Origin of the sequence: Caballeronia arationis (genome assembly GCF_001544975.2) — a bacterium.
GTDB lineage: Bacteria > Pseudomonadota > Gammaproteobacteria > Burkholderiales > Burkholderiaceae > Caballeronia > Caballeronia arationis.
On the sequence record NZ_FCOG02000021.1, the window covers coordinates 19,399 to 41,126 of the forward strand.

A 21,728-nucleotide genomic window follows, 5' to 3' on the forward strand; every position below is an offset into this window, starting at 1 on the left:
GTTTACTGCGAGTCGCGAACCTGAAACGCGGCGGCCCGCGCCTAGTCCCCCTCCACGCGCCCTCGCCCCGCCTTGATCGCGCCGCGCCGCACCTTCGATTCGACGCGCCTCGTCTGCGAGGCGCGCGTCGGCTTGGTCGCAACCCGCGCGCGGCGCGTCACGCTGACGCTGTGGATCATCTCGTCGAGACGCGCGAGCGCCGCGGCGCGGTTCATGTCCTGCGTGCGATGCTCCTGCGCCTTGATGACGATCACGCCATCGCGCGTGACACGGCTGTCGGAAAGCCCGAGCAGCCGCAGCTTGATCGTCTCCGGCAGCGACGACGCCCGAACGTCGAAGCGCAGATGGATCGCACTCGACACCTTGTTGACGTTCTGGCCGCCCGCGCCCTGCGCGCGGACGGCCGTCAGCTCGACTTCGTTCGGCGCGATCTCGTAGCGGTGCGTCGTCATGGCGTGTCCTCCGCGATGCGCGCAACCTGGGCGATGCGCGCGGCCAGCCCGGAATCGCGCCGGGTAGGCGTGGCGACGGCCTGCGCGAAGATCGCCGGCGACCCGATCACGTCGACGCGCTTCTTCGCGCGCGTAATCGCCGTGTAGACGAGTTCGCGCGACAGCACGCGATTGAACGTGGCAGGCAGCACCAGCGCGGCGTGATCGAATTCCGAGCCTTGCGACTTGTGGACCGTCAGCGCGAACGCAGTGTCGTGCGGCGGGAGCGCCGCCGGCGACACGAAGCGCAAGCTCGCGTCGGCCATGCGGAACGCGACGCGCAGCGCGCCGTCGGCGGCGGGCATCGCGATACCGATGTCGCCGTTGAAAAGTCCGAGCGCGTAGTCATTGCGCGTCACGATCACGGGCCGGCCGGCGAACCACTGCGCACCGAACGCAAGTGCGCCACCCGCCCGCTCGCGCACCTTCGCCGCGACGCGCGCATTGATCTCGTCGACGCCGCGTGCGCCCTCGCGTGTCGCGCACAGCACGCGAAAGCGGTTGAGCGCGTCGAAGAGCGCTGCGACACCGGACTGCCCTTCGAGCGCAGCGGCGAGCGACTGCGCATAGGGTGCGAAGCCCGCGGCAAGGCGCGCGAGCGTGCGATCGGAAAGCGCCGGCGCGTGGTCGTCGACGAGAACGGCGGCTCGCGTGCCGTCGTCGCCGGCGTCCGACGCCCGCAAAGCTTCCAGCGCGGCCTGCACCGAACCACGCCGGATCGCAACCGACAGCCGGCCGATGTCCGAGTCGAGCCCGAAGCGGTAATTGCGTTCGAGCCATACGACGCAATCGGTGAGCGGGTTCAATGCGGGCGCGTCCACGGGCTCCGGATGCCACGGTTCAGAGATGGCTTCATGCAGACCGGCATAGCCTTCGCTGTCGTCGATCAGAAGGTAGTCGTCTTCGATAGCGCCGAACGCGCGCGGCTCGGCGGCGCCATCCGGCAGCGCGGCGTTGAAGCGCTTCGGCGAGACCCCGAGCCCCGCCGCGATGCGCGCGGCGCCCGCTTCGCTGAAAACCGGCCGCGCGCTCAACTCGGCGAACACGGCGCCCGCCTCGACGGCGGCGAGCTGGTCCTTGTCGCCGAGCATCACGAGCCGCGCGTCGGGCGCGACCGCTTCGAGCAGGTGCGCGGCGAGCGCGACGTCGATCATCGAAGCCTCGTCGACCACGATGACGTCGTAGGGCAGCGGGTTGTCGCGGTGATGGCGAAAGCGCCCGTCCGGCAGCGTGCCGAGCAGCCTCTGCAGCGTGAACGACGTGCGCGGCAGGCGCGCCGCGAGTTCCGGCGGCAGTTGCCCGGCGCGTTCGATGAGCGCTTCCTGCATGCGCTGCGCGGCCTTGCCGGTCGGCGCGGCGAGCGCGATGCGCAGGTTCGGGGTCTCGTCGATGAGGCACGCAAGCACGCCGACCACCGTCGTCGTCTTGCCCGTGCCGGGGCCGCCGCTCACGATGGTGAGGCGCCCGCCGAGCGCGACGAGCGCCGCGACGCGCTGCCAGTCGATGTCATCGTCCTGCGGCGGGCCGAAAAAGCGCGCGAGGCGCTGGGCGAGCGTTGCAAGGTCACTCGCTGCGCCATGCTGCGTTTCGTCACGCATTCGCGCAACGAGCGCCCGTGCGAGCCGCCGCTCGTAGTCGAAGTAGCGCGCGAGATACACGCGCTGCCCTTCGTCGACGACAAGCGGCAGCAGATCCGCCGCCGCACCTTCTCCGTCACACGCGAGGCCGCTCGCAAGAAGCGCGGCGCGCGCCGCCCCGACGTCCTCTCCATAGCGCCTGGCGAGCGCGGGAAGCGCCACGCACACGTGTCCTTGCGCCGTCGCTCGGCTCACGGCGAACGCGGCCCGTTCGGCCCAGCGGATGCTCGCGGGATCGCTCGTCAGGCGCTTCGCGAGCACGCCGATCCTGCGCGCGAAACCCTCGGCGAGCGCGATGCCTTCGTCGGCGACGATGGCAGCTGGCGTCGTTCGCGCGTTCATGCCGGAACTCCCGCCATCAGCCGGTCGAGCGCTTCGACGAGCGAGCGTTCGGGGCGTCCGACATGCACGCCCGCCGCTCGTGCATCATTGCGCCAGTCGGGCCGCACGCCGCGAACGAACAGATAGAGATAGCCGCCCATATGCGTCTCGAATTCGTACCCCGCGAGCCGCGCGCGCAGATAGCGATGCAGCGCGACCACATAGAAAAGCGCCTGGAGATGATAGGCGTGCGAGGCCATTGCCTTGTCGAGCGACGCGGTGTCGTAATCGGCGGGCGTATCGCCCAGATGATTCGACTTCCAGTCGACGATCCAGAAGCGCCCTTGGTGCTCGACGATCATGTCGATGAATCCCTTGACGAAGCCGCGCAAGGTGCCCGCTTCCAGCGCGACGTCCGGAAAACCGTGCGCGGCGAGAAGCCGCCGTAGCGCCGCGAAGTCGAGCGCCTCTGCCGGGAACAGGAATTCGAGCTCGTTCATGCGGCGCTTCGGTCCGATGGCCGCAAGCCGCATGCCGGGCACGAGTTCGGTCGCGACCGTATCCGCGAGAACGCGCGCCATCATTGCGGGCAACTGGCGCGCAAGCGGCTCGGGCGCTGGCGTCGGGTGTTCGCGCAGCGCCCGTTCGATGGCCTTCGGCCACGTTTCCGGCGACGTGAAATCCGCCAGTTCGTACATCCGGTGCAGACATTCGCCCGCCGCCGGCCCGCGCGGGAACGCGAGGATATCGTCGTCTGCGAGCGGCGTCTTTTCGCGCTCGCGCGGCTCGGCGACATCCGGCTGCAGCGCGTCGATCGCATCGACGAGTTCGTCGTGATCGGGCCGCGCGTCGGCGGGCTGCGGCTGGTTCGACTCGTCGCGCGCGCCCGCCGCGATCAGCGAGCTGAAGCTCGCCATGCGCCAGCTGTCGCGCAACAGACGCCGGCTCGTGCGCGCCGCGAGTTCGTGCTCCGACGCGCGCCGGCTCACGAGCGGCTCGCGCGCTTCGATGACCGGCAACGGCTCCGTCGAAATCGAACCGCCCGACTCTGCCGCGAGGGCGTGCCAGTGGGCGATCACATCGTCCTCGGCGGGCGGCTCGGCGAGCCAGTTGCCGAACTCGTGACCGCGGCCCGCGACGAGCCAGTTGAGCACGCTGCGCCGCGCTTCCTTCGTCGAATTCTTGCCGACGAGATAAACGCCGCCGACCACATAACAGCGGTACACGGCGCGCGTGAGCGCCACATACACGAGCCGCGCGCGCTCCGCCGCCTGTTCGCGGGCGATGAGCGCCTTCGCGCGGTCGGCGGCTTCGTCGTCGATGCCGTAGTGGAGCACCGCGTCGCCGGCTTCGTCGTGATATTCCTTCGCATCGGGCAGGCCGGACGACGGCGGCTCGCGCAACGAGCCGTCGTTCAGGAACGGACAGAAGACAACCGCGTATTCCAGCCCCTTCGACTTGTGGACCGTCACGATCTGCACGAGGTTGCGATCCGATTCGAGCCGCAACTGCGCTTCGTCGGCGCCGCCTTCTTCCGCGCGCTGAGCGGCGAGCCAGCGCAGCGTCGGCGCGATGCCCGGCAGCAAGGCGCCGCGCGCCTGCAGGAGTTCCGCGAGATGATTGACATTGGTCAGCCGGCGCTCGCCATCGATGCCCGCGACGAGCCGCTCGGCGATTTTCAGCTCGCGCGCAAGCGTGCGCCACATCACGGCGAAGCCGCGCTCGTGCCAGAGCGTCCGGTAGCGCGAGAAGCGTTCGACCCAGCTCATCGCGTCGCTCGCGGCGTCGGCAGAATCGGCGTGTTCGAGACGCCAGAGCGCGGCGGCGTCGAGCCCGAGCCAGTCGGTCGCGAGCGCGGCGCGCAGGCGGCGCAGGTCGCCGGGCGTGTCGATGGCGGCGAGCACGCGTTCGATCTGCTCGGCGTCGAGCGTGCCGAACACCGAAGCCTGCGCCAGTTCCACGCTGCCGACGCCCCACGCGGCGAGCACGCGCTTCACGAGACTGCCCTGCCGGTGCGTCTGCACGAGCACGGCGATCTGGCCGGGCGAGAGCGGCGCGTCGCCGACCGTCACCTGGTTGTGTTGCGCGCCGCGCAAAAGCCGCACGATCTCGGCGGCGCACGCTTCGGCGGCGTCGCGATGCGCGCGGTTCTTCGTCAGTGCCGACTCGCCGTGAGGCAGCATCCACACGCAGAAATCGGCGGAATCGGAATACGACGCCGCCGGCGTGCGGTCGACGAACGGCGCGCGCCGTCTCGTGCCCGCGCGCACCGGCTGGTAGTCGAGCCCGTCGAGGATGAACGCCGACGGATTCGCGCCGAACACGCGGTTGCAGGCATCGATGATAGGTGCCGTCGAGCGCTGGTTCACCGCGAGCGTGAAGCGCGCCGACGCCGCCTCGCGCGCCGCGAGATACGTGTGCAGGTCGGCGGCGCGAAAGCTGTAGATCGCCTGCTTCGGGTCGCCGACCAGAAAGAGCGGCCCGCCGGGCGCGAACACCCGATCGAAGATCGCGAACTGCAATGGGTCCGTGTCCTGGAACTCGTCGATGAGCGCGGCCGGATAGCGCGCGCGGAGAGCATCCGCGAGCCACGCGTGCTTCGTCAGCGCGTGGTACAGGTTCGAGAGCAGGTCGTTGAACGACACGACGCGGCGCGTGCGCTTTCTTGCCGCGAGCTCCGCCGGCGCGTAGTCGAGCCACTCGCGCACGATGTTGAGCCACAACGCGCGTTGCGCCGCCTCGGCGGCCTGCGCGGCGGCGGCGAGCGTTTCGGCGTGATCGAAGAACGCGTGTTCCGGCGGCGTGTGCTTCTTCTTCGTGCCGTCCTTGAGCGCCGTCGCAGTGAGCTTCAACGCGGCCTGCGGTGGCGCCGCGTGGCAGTCGGCATTGCCGAAGTACTCGGCCCACGCGCTGATCGCGGCATCGATGATCGTGCGCTTGTGCGTCGTCTTGCTAAGCTTGTCCTCGGCATCGAAGAGCAACTTTGCGATGGTGTCGCGTTCGGCGTGCCAGAGCGCACATGCGGTCTCGAAGATCGCCTGCGCGTCTTCCGTTGCCGGCGCTTCCGTGTCGCCCCAGCGCAGCGCCGCGAGCGGCTTCTTCAAACGCCGCGCGAGCTGTGCATCGAGCGATGCCGGCCCCGCGCCTTTCGCGACGAGCCATGCCGCAAACGAGCGCTCGCGCGCGGCTGCCGGCTCGACGCGCTCACGCCAGAAATCGGCGGCGAGTTCGAAGCGCAGCGCGCTGTCGTCGGCCTCCATTTCCAGCGCGAACGGCATCGCGGCTGCGAACGGCGCCTCTTGCAACGCGCGCTGGCAGAACGCGTGGATCGTGTGGATCGCGGCCTGGTCGAAGGTGTGCAGCGCAATGTGAATACGCTTGAGCGCTTCTTCGTGATCGATCTCGGCGAGCGTCGTTTCGAAGAGGCGTTCGATGAACGGATCGCCCGCACTATCGCCGTTCTCGATTGCGTGTGCGATTTCAGCAAGTCGCGCGCGAATCCGTTCGTGCAATTCGGCGGTCGCGGCCTTCGTGAAGGTCACGACCAGAATCTGGTCGGCGGCGAGCTTCTTTTCCAGCAGCAGCCGCACGTAGAGCGCGCAGATGTTCCACGTCTTGCCGGTTCCCGCCGATGCCTCGATCTGGTTCACACCGTCGAGCGGGCACGCGAAGACGTCGAGTTCCTCGACGTATGAATGCGGAGCGTTCATCATGCGTCGCTCCGAAGATGCAGCATCAATGGTTCGAAGACGAGCTTCGCGAGCGCCGCGAAGGTTTCGTCCAGCGAGAGATTTGTGCCGCGAAACGCGATGCGCAGCGCGGGATCGTCGGATTCGCTGCGAGTGCGCTCCGAGAGCCACGCACCTTCCGCCTTCGAATCGCCTTCGGTCATCTTTAGCCACGCGCTCTTCGGGAAGAAACGCAGCGGCATGCGGCGTCCCGCGCGGTAAAGCGCGGCGAGCGTCGCGAGATGCGCGAGCGGATTCGCCACCGCTGTCAGCTCGAAACTCGACGACTGCGCGCCGCGACCGTGCCACACCGTTCGTCGCGGACCGTCGGGCAGCGCCGCGCAGTAGGCAAGATGCGCGAGCCAGGCGGTGAGGTAGTCGCGCGCGCGCGGCGCGTCGTATCGATAGATCACCTGACCTTGCGGCGTCAGCAGGTTCAGCGTGCCGTGCAGTCGCAGCGGATGTGCGGAGGCGTCGTCGGCGAGTTGCGTATCGAAGACGCTGAAGAGTTCGGCGCCCGAAGTCTCGGGCCAGCGCGGTGCAATTTCCAGCGAAAACGGCAGGCGCGTCGCGCCCTCTTCCAGCGCGTCGCGCACGCGCTTCGCCAGATGATGCAGCGCATGCAGTTCCTGCGCCTGCCATACGCCGCCCGTCGCGCCGCCCGGCATCTCGGGACTCGCCCGCGCGACCCGGCGGGCACGCGCGCCATCGTCGCTCAGGTCGAGCAGCGAAGGCAGCACGCGGCCGGCAAGCGCATCGCGGCCGCTGAAGTCGAGCTCGAACGGTTCGGTGTCGCCGAGTTCGCTTTCTGCGTCGAAGAGCGCTATGCCGAGTCGATCCCGCAACAGCGCGCGCGCCGGATGACGCCAGAAGCGCACGAAGTCGTCGAAGGCGACGGGCTCGGTTTCGTCCTCGGGCGGCAGCGGCTCCGAAAAGAACGTGACGGGCTTTTGCGCGCGCCCGAGCGCGAGCGTGCGCGCGAGTTCCGCGCGCTCCGGCTCGTAGGTGAATAGCGGTGCGCCCGGCTCGAAGTACTCGGGCGCGAACGGCTGCAACGGATGATCGAAGACGAAGCGCGCGCGGGCTTGTTTCAGTTCATCCGGCGACGGATGCTCGCCCGCCGCGGCCTCGGCCAGATAGTCGAGCATCTCGTCGATCAGCGCGGCGGGCGGCAGCGCGGCGTTATCGCGAATGCTGCGACCCGTGTACGCGATCATCAGCCGGTCGCGCGCTGAAAGCAGCAGGTCGAGAAATAGATTGCGTTCGTCGTCGCGGCGCTGGCGGTCGCCGAGCTTGCCGAACTTCGCCATCAAGTCGAACTCGTCGGCGCGCGCGAGGCTCGGCAGCATGCCGTCGTCCATGCCGAGCAGGCAGACCACGCGATACGGCAGGCCGCGCAGGCTGGTAAGCGACGAAAACGTCACGCCGCCCCACGGCACGCCGCCGCGCGCGGGGTCGTCGAGGGCGTCGGTGAATGCAGTGCGCAGCACGGCGGCAGGCACTTCCGTGTCGCCCGCGCCTTCGCTCATCGCGACGATCAGCGCGTCGAGCGTGCCCCGCACGTCGGCGATCGAATCGCTGAACGCGAGGCCCGGGTCGAAGAAGCGTTCGAGCGCATCCTGCATCAGTTCGCCCCACGCGCGCGGCGTGCGCGGTTGCGTGGCGCGCTCGGCGAAGGCATCGATATCGTCGATGAAGCGCGTGAGACGCCCGAGCAGTTCCGCATCCGAACCGTTCGCGCCTTCCACCGGCAGCCATTCGTCGACGGGCGCGCCGCCGTCGGGCAGCGCGTAGCCGAGAAAGAGACGCGTCAGCGCGTCGGAGAATGTGTGGCGGGCGGGCGGAACGTGCTCCGCCGTGATCTCGGCGGGCGCGAGGCCGCGCCGCGCGCCCGCCGCCGCAAACCATGCCTGCGCGGTTTCGAGCGCTGCGGCGTCGATGCCGTAGCGCGCGCCGATCGCATCGACACGCAGCCATTCGATCAGATCCGGCGCGCCGACGCTCTGCTCGGGTAGCGCGAGCCAGTCGAGCAGCACGCGCGCGACGGGATTCGCCTGCGACGGCGGCAAGCCCGTGATGCGATACGGAATGCGGCGCCGCTCATTTGCCGCGCCTGATGGCGCCGTGCCGAACACCCCGTCGATCAGGGGGCCTGCCGCAGCGAGATCGGGAAACGCGACGAGCACGTCCGACGGCTCCAGCCCTTCGATCGAATCGAACCAGCCGAGCAGACGGTCGTGCAGCACTTCGAGCTGCCGCGAGAGACTGTGGCAGACGTGCACTTCGATGCCCGGCTCTTCCACCGGAACATCGTCGGCGGGATCGCTCAGGTCGAGGATCGCGTTCTGCACGCGCGCGAGCCAGGTCGGCGCCGGGTTGCGCTCGAAGTGGCTCGCATCGCGCGAGGCCGCGCTCTCGGTCAGTTCGTGCAGCATATGCAGTTGCGCCTGCGTCTGGCGCCCCCACTCCGCGAGCAGCGGATTGCCGACCTCCTGATAGTCGAGCTCGCCCTTCATTTCCAGTTGCTCGACCCGCGCGACGCTCACGATGTCGTACCAGAACTCCTGACACGGATTCATCGCGTAAATGCGCACGTCGATCCAGCGCGATAGTTCGCGCAGCAACGCGATGTGTAGCGGCGGCATCGTCGGCAGCGCGAACACGCTGATGCGCTCCGGCCATTCGGCTTGCATCACGTCATTGAGATCGAGTTTCGCGGATTCGGCGAGAAAGCGGTACGCGGGCGGCGTCGGATCGTAGCTGGCTTCCTTCGAGCTCGCGGCGAGGTCGGCGAGGAGCGCGCGCCACAAGGCCGCCTGCCAGCGCTCGTCCTCGCGCTGGATTTCGCTCGCGCCCGCGAGGCGCGGCCCGCGCGCATCGATTTCACCCGCGCCCGAAGACGCCAGGATCGAACCGCCCTGCTGCCACTGCGTGAGCCATTCGGGACGGTAGGTCAGGTAGTGATCGAAAACGGTCGCGATGCGGCGTGCGAGTTCGTAGCGCATCGAATCGTCGGCGGCGGCGAGGTAGGCACGAAGCCGCGCCGACTCGTTGAAGGCCGGCCCGGCGAGCAGCCGGTAGCAGCGCCACGCGAGCCGGTCCGGCGCGAACGGCGAATGGACGGGCACCTCCATCACGCGCCCGATCTGCGCCCACAGCCACTGCGCGAGATAGCCGAACTCCACGTTCGCGCAGATGCCGAAGCGCGCGGCCATGTCGAGCTCGAGCCGCCGCCGCACGGCCGCGCTCGGCACGATGACGGGCTGGCTCGCGAACGGATCGCCCGAGCGCATCGAGAACGCCGAGAGGTCGTCAAAAAGCGCCTGCGACAGCGTTTCATGACGATTCGAATAGAAAAGTTCGAGCATAGATCCTGCTGTGAATCGGACGGCTCCGAAGTGATGCGACAGCATATCAAAGGCCGCTCGCACGCAGAACCTGGCCGATCGGATGAGGTCAGAACCGTTTGCAGTTGGGTTAGACTCGAATTCAGTTTCAGGCGGGTGTCACGGGAGCCCGCCCATACCAATAAGCGTCAAAATCAGGAAGTCGATGCGCTATTCGCTCGAAATCAGGAAGTTCATCTACAGCCAGTACTTTTTCGGTGGCTTGCGCATCGCTTTCGGCGTTTCGCTTCCCGCCGTTTTGATGCTGACTGTGTTCCACAATCGCGAACTCGGCTTCACGATCGCGACGGGCGCGCTCGGCGCCTGCGTCGTCGACATGCCCGGCCCGCTCAAGTACAAGCACAACGAAATGCTCGCGTGCACGGTGATCGGCTTCTTCGCCGCGCTCGCCACGGGCATCGCCACCGCGAACGTGCTGACGCTCTGGCTCACGGTCGTGCCGCTGACGTTCGTGCTGTCGCTGATCGTCGTGTATGGCAACCGCTGGCCGCAGATCAGCTTCGCGACGCTCTTCATGATGATCGTCACGCTGGAAGAGCAGTTCACGCCGATGCAGGCGCTCGTCAACGCCTCGTGGATCCTGCTCGGCGGCCTCTGGTACACCTACTGGGCGACGCTCATCAGCCACTGGCAGGTGTACCGCATCGAGCAGCAGGCGCTCGCGGAAAGCATCTTCAGTTGCGCGGAATACCTGATGGCGCGCGCTGACTTCTACGATGCCGACGCCGACCTCGACGAGTGTTATCGCAAGCTGATCGAAAAGCAGATCGCGGCGGTCGAGCGGCAGGACGCCGCGCGCGACATCGTGCTGCGCAACCTGCCGAAGCTGAAGAAAGGCAAGCTCGACGCGCGCCGCGCGAAGCTCTTCAACCTGTTCATCAACGTGGTCGACCTGCACGAGTTCTTCGTCGGCGCACACACCGATTATCCGCTCGTGCGCGGCGAGTTCGGCGGCTCGGACCTTTTGATCTTCTATCGCGACCTGATGAGAAAGGCCGCCCTCGATCTCGAAGAAATCGGCCTCGCCGTGCTGCAGAACCAGCCAGCGCGCGCGAAGATCAGCGTGAAGGCGGAGTTGCGCGCGATCGAATACGAACTGGAACTGATGCGCAAGCACGGGCTGCCCGGGAAGAATCCGGAAGCCTATGCGGCCGTCGCGGCCGTGTTCCGGCGCCTCTGGAGCGCGACGCGCCTCATCGAACGGATGCGCCGGCACACGCGCCAGGACGTCGACGTCACCGAAACCGAGATGCGCATCGACAACGCGCTCTCGCGCTTCATCTCCAGCCGCCGCGTGCCGCCGATGCAGATCTTCTCGAATCTCACGATGGCCTCGCCCTCGTTCCGTCACGCGCTGCGCGTGACGATCGCGGTCGGCGCGGGCTTCTGGCTCGGGCGGCTCCTGCCGCTCACCAATGCGTATTGGATCGTGATGACGACCGTCATCATCCTGAAGCCCGGCTACTCGCTGACCAAGCAGCGCAATACCCAGCGGATCATCGGCACGGCGATCGGCTGCGCGGCGACCGTCGCGCTCATTCTGCTCGTGAAGGAGCCGCACCTGCTTCTGATCGTGATGTTCGCGTCGATGGTGATGAGCTACAGCCTCCTGCTCTTCAACTACACGGCGAGCGTGGTGTTCACGTCGTCGTTCGTGCTCTTGATGTTCCATCTGCTCGCGCCGGGGAGCCTTCGCCTCATCGGCGAGCGGGCGATCGACACGGTCGTCGGCAGCGCGATCGCGATTGCCGCGAGCCATCTCTTTCCGTACTGGGAATACCGGCTGATGGGCAAGCTCGTCAACGACATGATCGCGGCGATGCGCAACTATCTCGAAGCGAGCGGCTGGGGCACTGCGAAGGCGGGTGCGGCGAAGGCCGCGAAGACGGAGACGGGCATCGCGCGGGCTCACGCAAAGGGCGAAGCGGTCGCGAATCAGGTGCTGGCGGAGGCGACTTCCGGCGCCGCCGTATTCGCCGACAGCAACGCCCGCGCGGCCGTCGCATCGTCGCCCGAGGCTCGAACGGTCGATCCGGTCGTCGCCGCGCCATCGAAAGAGACCGCGACCGCCGTCGAACCGGCGCCCGCGCTCAAGTCGGCCAACGCGACGGCGGCGAAACTGTCGTCGGTGGCCGTTGGCGAGAGCACGGCCGCGGCAACGGGCGCCGGTGCGTCGGCGGCGGCGACCGTCGCCGCCACGGCGCTCGATCGCAATTACCGGTACCGGCTCGCGCGCAAGAACGTGCACGTCGCGTTCGCGAATCTGGGGCAGGCGTTCCAGCGGATGATGCTCGAACCGAAAGCGCAGCAGAAGTTTGTCGCCGAACTCAACGACCTGCTCGTGCAGTCGCATGTGCTCGCCTCGCAGATCACCGCGGCGGCGCCGCTGCTGCAGTCGCTCGCGAACGTCGAAGGCTACGCGATCGAGCCGGTGCAGCGCACGCTCGCGGTGATCCGCGAGGACCTCACCGAGGCGCAGACCGGCGCGGCACCTTCCGAGGACCACGGCGAACGGGTGAAGGAACTCAGGCGCGAGCTCGATTCGATGGTGGTGACGGCCGAACGCACCGACGAGATTCCCGGCGACGTCCTCCACGACCTGAAGCTGCTTGCGCATCAGTGCAAGCAGATGCTCGCCGCGTCGATGCTGATCCGCAAGGATGCGAGCGTGATCCGGCTGCCCGCGTAAAGGACCGGCTGGAGCTTATTGCGAAGCGCCGATGGCCGGCACCGCCGGCGCCGCGCCGCTCGCGAGCGTCGGCTGCGCGTTTTGCCGCTCGAATTCGTGTTTTTCGCGGATCGCGTTGAAGAAGAGCGTACCGATCACCGCCAGCACGACCACGACGATGAATACGCTGATCGCGCGTGTCGGGTTCTTTTTCTGCGGACGAGGCTTGCTGCGGTCTTCGGACATGGAGGGAAACTCGAGTGTGGCGTGCGAATGGAGGCGTCATGTTACCCGGGCCGGGTTTCAGAAGCATTGCATGTTGCGTGCCACGCGCCGTTCGGCTCAGCGTCCCGTATCCGTCAGCGGCGGCCTGACCGGCAGCGCCGTCGAGTACTTGATCTGCTCCATCGCGAAACTCGAACTCACGTCGTAGAGCGGCACCGCGCGAATCAGTTCCTTGTAGACGCGGTCGTAGTCGTCGATATCCGACACCACCACGCGCAGCAGGTAGTCGGTCTCGCCGCTCATCCGGTACACCTCGACCACTTCCGGAATATCGCGCACCGCGCGCGTGAAGTCCTCCGCCCAGCTCTGCGTGTGCTGGTTCGTGCGCACGGCGACGAACACCGTCGTACCCACACCCAGCTTGCGCGGATCGCACAGCGCCACCTGCGCCCGGATCACGCCGGTCTCCTTCAGGCGCTGCACGCGTTTCCAGCACGGCGTCTGCGAAAGGTTGACGCGCTGCGCCAGTTCCGCAATCGGCATCGTGACGTCAGCCTGCAGCAGTTCCAGCAGCTTGCGGTCGATGAGGTCCATTCCCACACTGCGCCCCTTATAGGAAATTATTCTACTTTTGGATGATCGCACGGAATTATATGGAAACTAATTCCCGATGCAAACCGGTATAAATGGTGCTCATCCATAACGACAACACGCGCCGAAACCATGATCCGCGAAACCCTTCCCGCTCGTTGCCCAAACGCCTGCACGCTCACCCGGCTGATCGACCGGCTCGACGCCGCGTTCGATACCCCCGCTGACTTCGCGCGCCTCGTGCGCGAGGCGTTGTCGTCGGCGGCACGGGACGAGCGCCTGCTCGCGCCCGCCGAGCGCGAGGGCGACGCGAACGGGTACACGAGGCATCTGCTCGCCGCCGATCCGCGCGGCCGCTACGCGGTCGCCGCGCTCGTCTGGGCGCCGGGTCAGGCGAGCCCGGTTCATGCGCACCGCACGTGGTGCGGCTATGCGGTCATCGAAGGTTCGCTCGTCGAGACACTTTACCGCTGGGACCCGGCCGAAAACCGCGCCTATGCGGTACGCGAACAGGCCCGCGATAGAGGCGCGGTCTCGTTCGCCGGTGCCGGGCGCGGCGCGATCCACCAGTTGGGCAACGCGACACAAGCACGACAGCGCGCGATTTCACTGCACGTCTACGGCGTGGCGGCCGCGCACATCGCGACACACGTCAACGATCTGGTCGCCGTCTGAGGGCTTATCCCTTGCCGGGCTCGGTCGCAGTCGGAATCTGCGGCGGAATCTGCACCGACTGATCCGTCGGCGGCGGCGCCGGGCGCGGTTCGTGGGAGACGTCGCGGGCCTTTGCCACACCGCTCTTCACCACCGGCGACATGGGCTCGGGCGCGGGTTTCGCCGGTTCATCCTCAGGCTGCTTTTCGGGCTGACGCTCAGCCTCCCGCGCCGCCTGCCTCTCGTGCAGCATCTCGAATTCGAGTTCTTCCGACTGCGGTCCCGCGCGCACCACCTTTTCCCGCGACATCTGCAACTTCATCTGCGGCACCGGCACGTCCATGCCGATCTCGTCCATCTTGCGCTTGATGCGCAGGTTGAACGCCCGCGCGACGCTCCACTGCTGCAGCGGCCGCGTCTTGATCTGTCCTTTCACGACCATCCAGTTCGGGTCGAAGCGGTCGAGCCCCCACACCTCGACCGGCCCGAGCATCTCGCGCCGGTAGCGGAAGTCGGCCATCAGCTCGGCGCCGACTTCGCGGATCATCTGCGTCACCTGATCGACGTCCGCCGAGAACGGCACGCGCACCTCGAACACCGCATAGGCGAAATCGCGTGACAGGTTCTTCACGATCTTGATCTGCGAGAACGGGATCGCGTGGATCGCGCCCTGTCCGTCGCGCAGGCGCACGGTCCGGATCGTCAGGCTCTCGACAATGCCGGCATGGCCGCCGTCGATATCGATCGAATCGCCGACGGAGATCGTATCCTCGATGAGGATGAATAGCCCCGTGATCAGGTCGGCAACGAGCGACTGTGCGCCGAAGCCCACCGCAAGACCGATCACGCCTGCTCCGGCGAGGAGCGGCGTCACGTTCAGCCCGAGGTTCGCGGCAGTGACGATGCCGGCGACCGTCAGCAGGCCGACGAACACGACGTTGCGCACGAGCGGCAGCATCGTGCGGGCGCGCATGCTCGGTCCGCGCGACTTGCCGCGCGCGGCGCTCGGGTTGAGCGCTTCCTGGATCGCGGTGTCGATCAGGATCCAGATCAGCCAGACGACGAAGAACGTCGTGATGATCGCGCTCACCGCGTGCGTGATGCCGCGCGCGGCCACGCTTCGCTCGGCCAGCGCGCCGAGCGAGAAGCCCCAGAGCCGCGACGAAAGCTCGAAGAATCCGAGCCAGATGCCGAGCACGAACAGCGTCCCGACGAATTTCACGAGCCGACGCACGTACGCCGACTGGCGGCGCGTCTTTTTCGCTTTCGGACGCGTCACGCGCACGACGATCGCCGAAAGGAAGAACGCGACGACGAGGAGGCCCGCGGTCGCGATCGCCATCTGCAGCACGTTCTCGGACGTGCCGATGCCAGCGAGCGTCGCGATCACGGAGGCGCCCGCGAGCAGGAGCGTCGGCACCTGCCAGAAGGACGCGAGGATTTCGAAAGTCTCGGTGGCCGCGCGCCGCTTCTGGCGCACTTCGTAGGAGCGGCTGCGGATCAGGTGCGCGACCGGCCGCTGGAACGTGAGCGCGAAATAGCCCGTCAGGACCGCCGCGCCCATGTTGGCGACCGTCGAGATCAGCCCCGAGAGGTTGCTGCCCAGTTGCTGCGCGACGTCGTAGTTCGCGGCGGCGTCGCCAAGCGCGCCGAGCGTGCCGATCAAAAACAGGAGCCGCCGCGCGTCCTCGATCAGCACGTTGACGGCCACCCGCCGGTGCGCCGACCCGAACAGCGAAAACATGATCAGGCAGATCGAAGAAAACACCGCGCCCGCGACGATCGCGTAGGCCATCACCATCGCGAGCGTGCGTCCGAGCGACACCGGCATGATGCGCACAAACGTGAGCGCGGCAATGAACGCGACCAGGTACGGCCCGACGCGCCGCAGCGCGAAGAGCAGCAGCTCGCGGGTGGTCGGGTTGGGATGCAGGCCCGCCGCGATGCCGTAGCGCGCGTGCACGCGGCGCTGCAGGTAGACGAGCAGGAAGGCGCACACGCCCCATCCCGCAAACGCCGCGACGAAATTGCCGACCGTCCGGCCGAACGATTCGCGACTGTGGCTCGTGACGATCGTGAAGAGTTCGTTGCCGGCCGCGTTGAAGCGGCCGCCCCAGTAGGCGAACGGCGTCTTGCCGCGGCGGATGTCGGCCTCGACGTTGGAAAGCGCCGACGCGATCGCGCCGAGCAGGCCCGCGTTCTGCGCGATCGTCGCGACCACCGACGAAGCCGCCGCCTGGGTCTCGCTCGCGGTGGCCGCAGACGGCGCGCTCGCCCCGGCGCTGCCGTTGGCGCCGCCGGATGCGCTCGCCGCGTTCGCGGCCGGCTGCGCCGATTCGGCTTCGCGCTTCGCGTCGCGCAGTTTCTTGAGTTGCGCGACGAACGCGCTGCGCTGCTTGTCGCTGTCGAGCGTCGAGATGATGTTGTCGAGCGAGCGGACCATATCGGCGTCGTCGGCGGCACTCGCCGATGCGGCCGGCGGCGCTGACGCGGAAGGCGGCGGTGTCAGCAGTTCCTGGAATGTCGGCAGCGCTAGCGCGGGACCGGCCGCGTGCGCGGCAGGGGCGAGCCCGGCGAATGCGCAGGCGGCGCACAGCGGGAGCAGAAGACGACTGGCAGGGCCCGCGCGCAACGTTGCGGTCCACCCTGCGAGCCTCGTCAGCGCAAGGATCGCGACGATCGCCAGGGCGCAGGCAAGCGCGAAAATGCTTGACTTCATAGGCTTCTTTTCATAGCGGTCGGGAAATCCGAAAGACCGCCAGTTTAGCGGTTACGCCCCCGCGACCGTTCAGCACGGACGTAACCGAATGTTAGCCGTCGCATGCGCTTTTTCGTCTGATTATTTGGCGGAAAAGCGCGTTTTCCGCCAGTTTCTGCTGACAAGCCCGCAAGGCACCGAAGCCTCGCTCCGAACGAGCAACCGCTATTTATCCATCTCCGTGCGCGCATCGCTGGAATCTGTCGCGGCGGCCGCGCCGCTCGCGCCCTGATTTCCGATTCCATCCTTCGCCGCCCACTGCTGCAGTTTCTTGCCCGCGACTTCGAGACCGGCGCCCGTCGTGCTCGCCGCGTTCGCGATCGCCGCATTGGTCGCGCTCGCGGCGCCCTGCAGGTTCGCCCGCGCCGTTTCGGCTACGCCGCTCGCCGAGACGCTCGGCATCGAGCCCGCCGAGTCCAGATTCTGCTGCGCCGCCTGCTTGGCCGCGTCGACATGCTGGCCGACGTAGCTCGCCGCCTGGTCGAACTTCTGGTTCGTCTGGCTCGCAAGGTTGTTCAGCGCGCTCGCGGCCTGTCCAGCGGTGGCGTCGTGCTTTTCGCACGCCGCCAGCACGGCCAGGGCGGCCAGCGCGATCGCGATTCGGTTCAACGGTTTCGTCTGCATCTTCGTATCCATCCACTTGAGGCATGCGCGAGAGGCACGCGCACGATCGAAGCGGCTCGCCCCGGACATTGGTGCATTGGTGCGCCAATGGGCTTCGGGCGGGCCCCCATTCGCAAAAACGCGCCCATCATACGCTGCCGACGACATCGACCGCGTCTCGGCAGGCGGCATCGACGGCGCCGGTCCCGAAACTGTCAAGCCGGCGCGTGTAGACTGGTTGACGGCTCGACTCGTCCGGCGCGCGCGACAGCCCAACGCCCATGCGGCACGCCGGACTCATCACTCCCGGAGGTTATCGATGGCTGCAAAGAAGATTCTCTTCCTGACCGGCGATTTTGCCGAGGACTATGAAACGATGGTGCCGTTCCAGGCGCTGCAGGTGATCGGCCATCAGGTCGACGCCGTCTGCCCGGGCAAGAAGAGCGGCGAGCGGATCAAGACCGCGATTCACGACTTCGAGGGCGACCAGACCTATACCGAAAAGCCCGGCCACCTGTTCACGCTGAACGCCACCTTCGACGACATCGATCCGGCCAAGTACGACGCGCTCGCCATCGCGGGCGGCCGGGCGCCGGAATATCTGCGGCTCGACCCGCGCGTAATCGAGATGGTGCGCCATTTCGCCGGCGCGAAGAAGCCGATCGCCGCCGTCTGTCATGCGGCGCAACTGCTCGCGGCGGCCGGCGTGATCGAAGGGCGGCGCATTTCGGCGTATCCGGCGTGCGCGCCGGAAGTGCGGCTCGCGGGCGGCGAGTACGCCGACATCCCCGTCGATCAGGCCATCACCGACGGCAATTTCGTCACCGCGCCCGCCTGGCCCGCGCATCCGCAATGGCTCAAGCAGTTCGTCGCGCTGCTCGGCACGCGCATCGAACTGTGAAGTCCGGCGCTGCTTCGGCACCCTGGTAGGTTTCGCAACGTACGCGGTGCCGTCGTCGTCCGGACGCGGCACCGTAATCGTCGATTGATTCGCTCTGGCCGGCGTCTTTCGGACGTTTCCAGTGTTCTGCGAAGAGCGCGCTTCGTATAGTCGCGGGTTGTTTCCCGCCCTATCCAGAAGTGACGCTATGAGCCTCATGAACTTCGTGGTCGCACTCGTGGCCGCGATGATCCTCTTCGAACCGTTCACACGCGCGCCCGTCTCCCGCTCCATGCGTTTCAACGCGCGCCGCTCTCGCGCGCGTCGCTCGTTCATCCAGGCGGGCGCGGCGCTCACGGCCGGACTGATGGTGGCGACGAGCCATCCCGCGCCCGAACGCATCTCGCCGATACTCGTATTCGGCAGCGCAATCGTGCTCGTGCTCGCAAGCGTCTACTGGGCCGTGCGCGGAAAGCGCCTCATGCGCCCATTGCGGATGTTCGCCGTGCGGCGCTGAGCGTCCGACGCTCAGTCGGGCCCGCTCGCTCGTTCAAGGCGACGTTGAACCGCGCCTTACACGGTTCGACGTCGCCATCCCGGAACGAATCTCTGACTGATATTCGAGCGCGACGGTTACTCAGTGCGCGCACTGAATACGTGCGCCCGCCAGTGCGCGCTGGCGAGCACGATGGGCGCGCGCAACACGGTGTCCGGAATCGAGACGTGTTCCAGCACGTCGATCCGCTTGTCCAGGAGCCGGCATGCTGCGTCGACATCGTTCAGCCCGTAGAGCGCTTCGCCCAGCAACGCCCCGGCCATGCATGCAATGCCAATGTATGCTCCGCCGTGCTGTTCCACCTCGGCCAGCACGTCGGAGAAGAAGCGCTCGGCGAGCACGAACTGCCCCTCCGCTACCTGGCTCATGCCGCCGATACAGCGCCTGAGAAGGGTGCCCTGCGTCACGCTCTTTTGGAGAGAAGTCGCGTGCATCGCTGACGAGCCGCGTCACATCTGCGGCGCATCCGGGCATGACACGAGGGAAAACCCCCGGACCGAAAGGCTCGTCCAGACGCCCCGCCCCGCTTGGCTCACCGTCCATTGCACGACGGTTCATTACCCTTGGGATAACGAACGCATCCCGAAGGTGATTGAATGGACAACCCTCGCTCCCTAGACTCGCCTCAAGTCCTCTGCGAGAGCCACACATGTCCAGTCAAAGCCAATCCCAATCCCGCTGGGCCACGCGCCGCGCGGAAAAACATCGCCGGCTTGCGCGGGTGTCATCGATCGCGGACGGCATGATCCTGCCCACCGACCGCATCGTCGATGTCCTGCAAAGCCTGATCGCGCCGGGCGACCGCGTGGTCGTCGAAGGCAACAACCAGAAGCAGGCGGATTTCCTGTCCCGCTCGCTCGCGAAGGTGGACCCGAGCGTCGTCCACGATCTGCACCTGATCATCCCGAGCGTCAGCCGCGCGGAGCATCTCGATCTCTTCGAGCGGGGCATCGCGAAAAAGCTCGACTTCGCCTATGCAGGCGCGCAGAGCCTGCGCATCTCGCAGTTCCTGCAGGACGGCATCCTCGAAATCGGCGCGATCCATACCTACATCGAACTCTATGCGCGGCTCTATGTCGACCTGACGCCCAACGTCGTGCTGATCGCCGGCTTCAAGGCCGATCGCGACGGCAACCTCTACACCGGGCCGAGCACCGAGGACACGCCCGCGCTAGTCGAAGCCGCGGCGTTTCGCGACGGCATCGTGATCGCGCAGGTCAACGAGATAGTCGATGACCCGAAGGACCTGCCGCGCGTCGACATCCCCGGTTCGTGGATCGATTTCGTCGTGCAGTCGGACAAGCCGTTCTTCATCGAGCCGCTCTTCACGCGCGATCCGCGCCTCGTCACGCCGATCCAGGTGCTGATGGCGATGATGGCAATTCGGGGCATCTACGAGCGGCATCAGGTGCAGTCTCTCAATCACGGCATCGGGTTCAACACGGCGGCGATCGAACTCATCCTGCCGACCTACGGCGAGAAGCTCGGCCTGAAGGGCAAGATCTGCCGTCACTGGACGCTCAACCCGCATCCGACGCTGATCCCCGCGATCGAAACCGGCTGGGTGGAGAGCGTGCACTGCTTCGGCGGCGAACTCGGCATGGAAGCCTACGTCTCAGCGCGTCCGGACGTCTTCTTCACCGGCCGCGACGGCTCGATGCGCTCCAACCGCGCAATGTGCCAGCTCGCGGGGCAATACGCGGTCGACATGTTCATCGGCTCGACCCTGCAGATGGATGGCGCCGGCAACTCGTCGACGGTCACGCACGGCCGGCTGACCGGCTTCGGCGGCGCACCCAACATGGGCCACGACCCGCACGGCCGCCGCCACGCGACGCCCGCGTGGCTCGACCTGCTGCAAACGGACAGTCCGCTCGAACGCGGCCGCAAGCTCGTCGTGCAGATGGTTGAGACGTTCCAGGCCGGCGGCCAGCCGAGCATCGTCGAGTCGATCGATGCAGTGGAGGTCGGCCGCGAGTCGGGCATGCCGCTCGCGCCCGTGATGATCTACGGCGACGACGTCACCCACGTGCTGACCGAGGAAGGCATCGCGTACCTGTACAAGGCGCGCTCGCTCGAACATCGCAAGGAGATGATCGCGGCCGTCGCGGGCGTGACGCCCGTCGGCCTCGCGAGCAGCGCGGACAAGCTCGCGGCGCTGCGCCGCGACGGCTTCGTCGCGCTGCCCGAAGATCTCGGCATTCATCGCAGCGAAGCCACGCGGTCGCTGCTGGCCGCGAAGAGCGTGGCCGATCTCGTGGACTGGTCGGACGGGCTGTACGACCCGCCCGCACGCTTTCGGAGCTGGTGATGCGCGACAACCTCGCAATGAGCACCGCGCACTCGCCGCGCGCAGCGCCGGATCTTGCCGATCGTCTCGGTGAAGAGGTCGTCGGGGCGCTGATCGACGAAGTCACGCTCGCGCCGAAGCCGGGGCTGGTCGATATCCGCAGCCGCGGAGCGCATCACGATCTCGACTGGAAACTGATGTGCGCATCGGCGCTCGCCCTGCAGCCGACTTTCGTGGAACTGGCGCGTGCGGGCAGGCAAACGCGGCATTTGCCCGTGCTGCGCGAACGCATCGGCGCCATCGGCCGCGAAGGCGAAGCACGCATGCTCGACGCGACGCGCGGGGTGAACACGCATCGCGGCGCAATCTGGGCGCTCGGCCTGCTCGTGACTGCAGCGGCGCGCGATACGGCCGACCGCTCGCCGCGGGGAATCGCCGCTCGCGCCGGATCGATCGCGCGCCTGCCCGATCGACACGCGCCCGCGCAGACCGGCAACAAGGGCGAGCAGGCGTGCCGCGACTACGACGTCGGCGGCGCGCGCGGGCAGGCGCAGGCGGGGTTTCCGCATGTCGTCGACATCGCGCTGCCCGAACTCGGGCGCTCGCGCGAGCGCGGCGACAGCGAGACGGCCGCGCGGCTGAACGCGCTGCTGGCCGTGATGGCGAGTCTCGACGATACCTGCGTGCTCGCGCGCGGCGGACGAAGCGCCCTCGCCGAGATGCAGGACGGCGCACGGCGCGTCCTCGCGCATGGCGGCGCGGCCCGGCTCGACGGCCGCCGTCACCTGAAAGCGCTGGACCGGCGGCTTGTCGAGTTGCACGTATCGCCCGGGGGAGCCGCCGATCTGCTTGCCGCGGCGCTCTTTCTCGACCGGCTTCAAGGCGACGCCCCTCTCACGACAAACGCATAGGAACGCAA

At 67.4% G+C, this 21,728-nt stretch carries 15 protein-coding genes; 6 read left to right on the forward strand and 9 right to left on the reverse strand.

The features are described from left to right. Positions 1-41: 41 nt before the first annotated feature. The 4 genes from arfB to recC are packed head-to-tail and all read right to left on the reverse strand — an operon-like array spanning position 42 to position 9,545. Entirely contained in the window at positions 42-452 is a 411-nt protein-coding gene (arfB, locus tag AWB81_RS15080; RefSeq protein WP_062636641.1) for an alternative ribosome rescue aminoacyl-tRNA hydrolase ArfB, read from the reverse strand. After that, complete coding sequence (locus tag AWB81_RS15085; protein WP_062636643.1) at positions 449-2,470, reverse strand: AAA family ATPase; 2,022 nt, start codon at positions 2,468-2,470, stop codon at positions 449-451. The genes arfB and AWB81_RS15085 overlap by 4 nt, the downstream gene beginning before the upstream one ends. Then, entirely contained in the window at positions 2,467-6,159 is a 3,693-nt protein-coding gene (recB, locus tag AWB81_RS15090) for an exodeoxyribonuclease V subunit beta (protein ID WP_062636805.1), read from the reverse strand. Before recB ends, AWB81_RS15085 begins: the two co-directional genes overlap by 4 nt. Then, complete coding sequence (gene recC, locus AWB81_RS15095; RefSeq protein WP_062636645.1) at positions 6,159-9,545, reverse strand: exodeoxyribonuclease V subunit gamma; 3,387 nt, start codon at positions 9,543-9,545, stop codon at positions 6,159-6,161. The genes recB and recC overlap by 1 nt, the downstream gene beginning before the upstream one ends. Before the next feature lie 184 nt (positions 9,546-9,729). Here recC and AWB81_RS15100 point away from each other — a divergent pair, with 184 nt between their 5' ends. Continuing rightward, a complete protein-coding gene (locus AWB81_RS15100; protein WP_062636647.1) occupies positions 9,730-12,273 on the forward strand; it encodes an FUSC family protein in 2,544 nt (847 codons plus the stop codon). A gap of 15 nt (positions 12,274-12,288) precedes the next feature. On the opposite strand, the gene AWB81_RS15105 is transcribed toward AWB81_RS15100, so the two are convergent. Continuing rightward, the gene (locus tag AWB81_RS15105; RefSeq protein ID WP_062636649.1) at positions 12,289-12,498 is read right to left on the reverse strand and encodes a hypothetical protein; all 210 of its coding nucleotides are present in this window, start codon (positions 12,496-12,498) and stop codon (positions 12,289-12,291) included. A 96-nt stretch (positions 12,499-12,594) separates the two neighbouring features. Then, a complete protein-coding gene (locus AWB81_RS15110; RefSeq protein ID WP_062636651.1) occupies positions 12,595-13,071 on the reverse strand; it encodes an Lrp/AsnC family transcriptional regulator in 477 nt (158 codons plus the stop codon). Positions 13,072-13,200: 129 nt separating this feature from the next. On the opposite strand from AWB81_RS15110, the gene AWB81_RS15115 reads away from it, so the two are divergent. Continuing rightward, positions 13,201-13,743 carry a cysteine dioxygenase family protein gene (locus tag AWB81_RS15115; protein ID WP_062636653.1) on the forward strand — a complete coding sequence of 181 codons (543 nt, stop codon included), beginning with the start codon at positions 13,201-13,203 and terminating at the stop codon, positions 13,741-13,743. A gap of 4 nt (positions 13,744-13,747) precedes the next feature. On the opposite strand, the gene AWB81_RS15120 is transcribed toward AWB81_RS15115, so the two are convergent. Together AWB81_RS15120 and AWB81_RS15125 are read right to left on the reverse strand one after the other, a co-directional pair. Beyond that, positions 13,748-16,441 carry a mechanosensitive ion channel family protein gene (locus AWB81_RS15120; protein WP_087134998.1) on the reverse strand — a complete coding sequence of 898 codons (2,694 nt, stop codon included), beginning with the start codon at positions 16,439-16,441 and terminating at the stop codon, positions 13,748-13,750. A 204-nt stretch (positions 16,442-16,645) separates the two neighbouring features. After that, positions 16,646-17,104 carry a BCAL1086 family glycoprotein gene (locus AWB81_RS15125; RefSeq protein WP_062636810.1) on the reverse strand — a complete coding sequence of 153 codons (459 nt, stop codon included), beginning with the start codon at positions 17,102-17,104 and terminating at the stop codon, positions 16,646-16,648. A 298-nt stretch (positions 17,105-17,402) separates the two neighbouring features. Between AWB81_RS15125 and AWB81_RS15130 the strand changes: the two genes are divergently transcribed. Further along, positions 17,403-17,984 carry a DJ-1/PfpI family protein gene (locus AWB81_RS15130; protein ID WP_062636655.1) on the forward strand — a complete coding sequence of 194 codons (582 nt, stop codon included), beginning with the start codon at positions 17,403-17,405 and terminating at the stop codon, positions 17,982-17,984. A gap of 187 nt (positions 17,985-18,171) precedes the next feature. Next, positions 18,172-18,480: a hypothetical protein gene (locus AWB81_RS15135; RefSeq protein ID WP_062636657.1), complete on the forward strand. Its 309-nt coding sequence runs from the start codon at positions 18,172-18,174 to the stop codon at positions 18,478-18,480. 116 nt (positions 18,481-18,596) lie between these two features. Here the strand turns inward: AWB81_RS15135 and AWB81_RS15140 are convergent, their stop codons facing one another. Then, entirely contained in the window at positions 18,597-18,887 is a 291-nt protein-coding gene (locus tag AWB81_RS15140; RefSeq protein WP_235025805.1) for a hypothetical protein, read from the reverse strand. A 281-nt stretch (positions 18,888-19,168) separates the two neighbouring features. Between AWB81_RS15140 and mdcA the strand changes: the two genes are divergently transcribed. Then, positions 19,169-20,830, forward strand: coding sequence for a malonate decarboxylase subunit alpha (gene mdcA / locus AWB81_RS15145; protein WP_062636661.1), 1,662 nt, complete (start codon positions 19,169-19,171; stop codon positions 20,828-20,830). Next, positions 20,830-21,720: a triphosphoribosyl-dephospho-CoA synthase gene (locus AWB81_RS15150; RefSeq protein ID WP_062636663.1), complete on the forward strand. Its 891-nt coding sequence runs from the start codon at positions 20,830-20,832 to the stop codon at positions 21,718-21,720. The genes mdcA and AWB81_RS15150 overlap by 1 nt, the downstream gene beginning before the upstream one ends. The last annotated feature ends 8 nt before the right edge of the window (positions 21,721-21,728 follow it).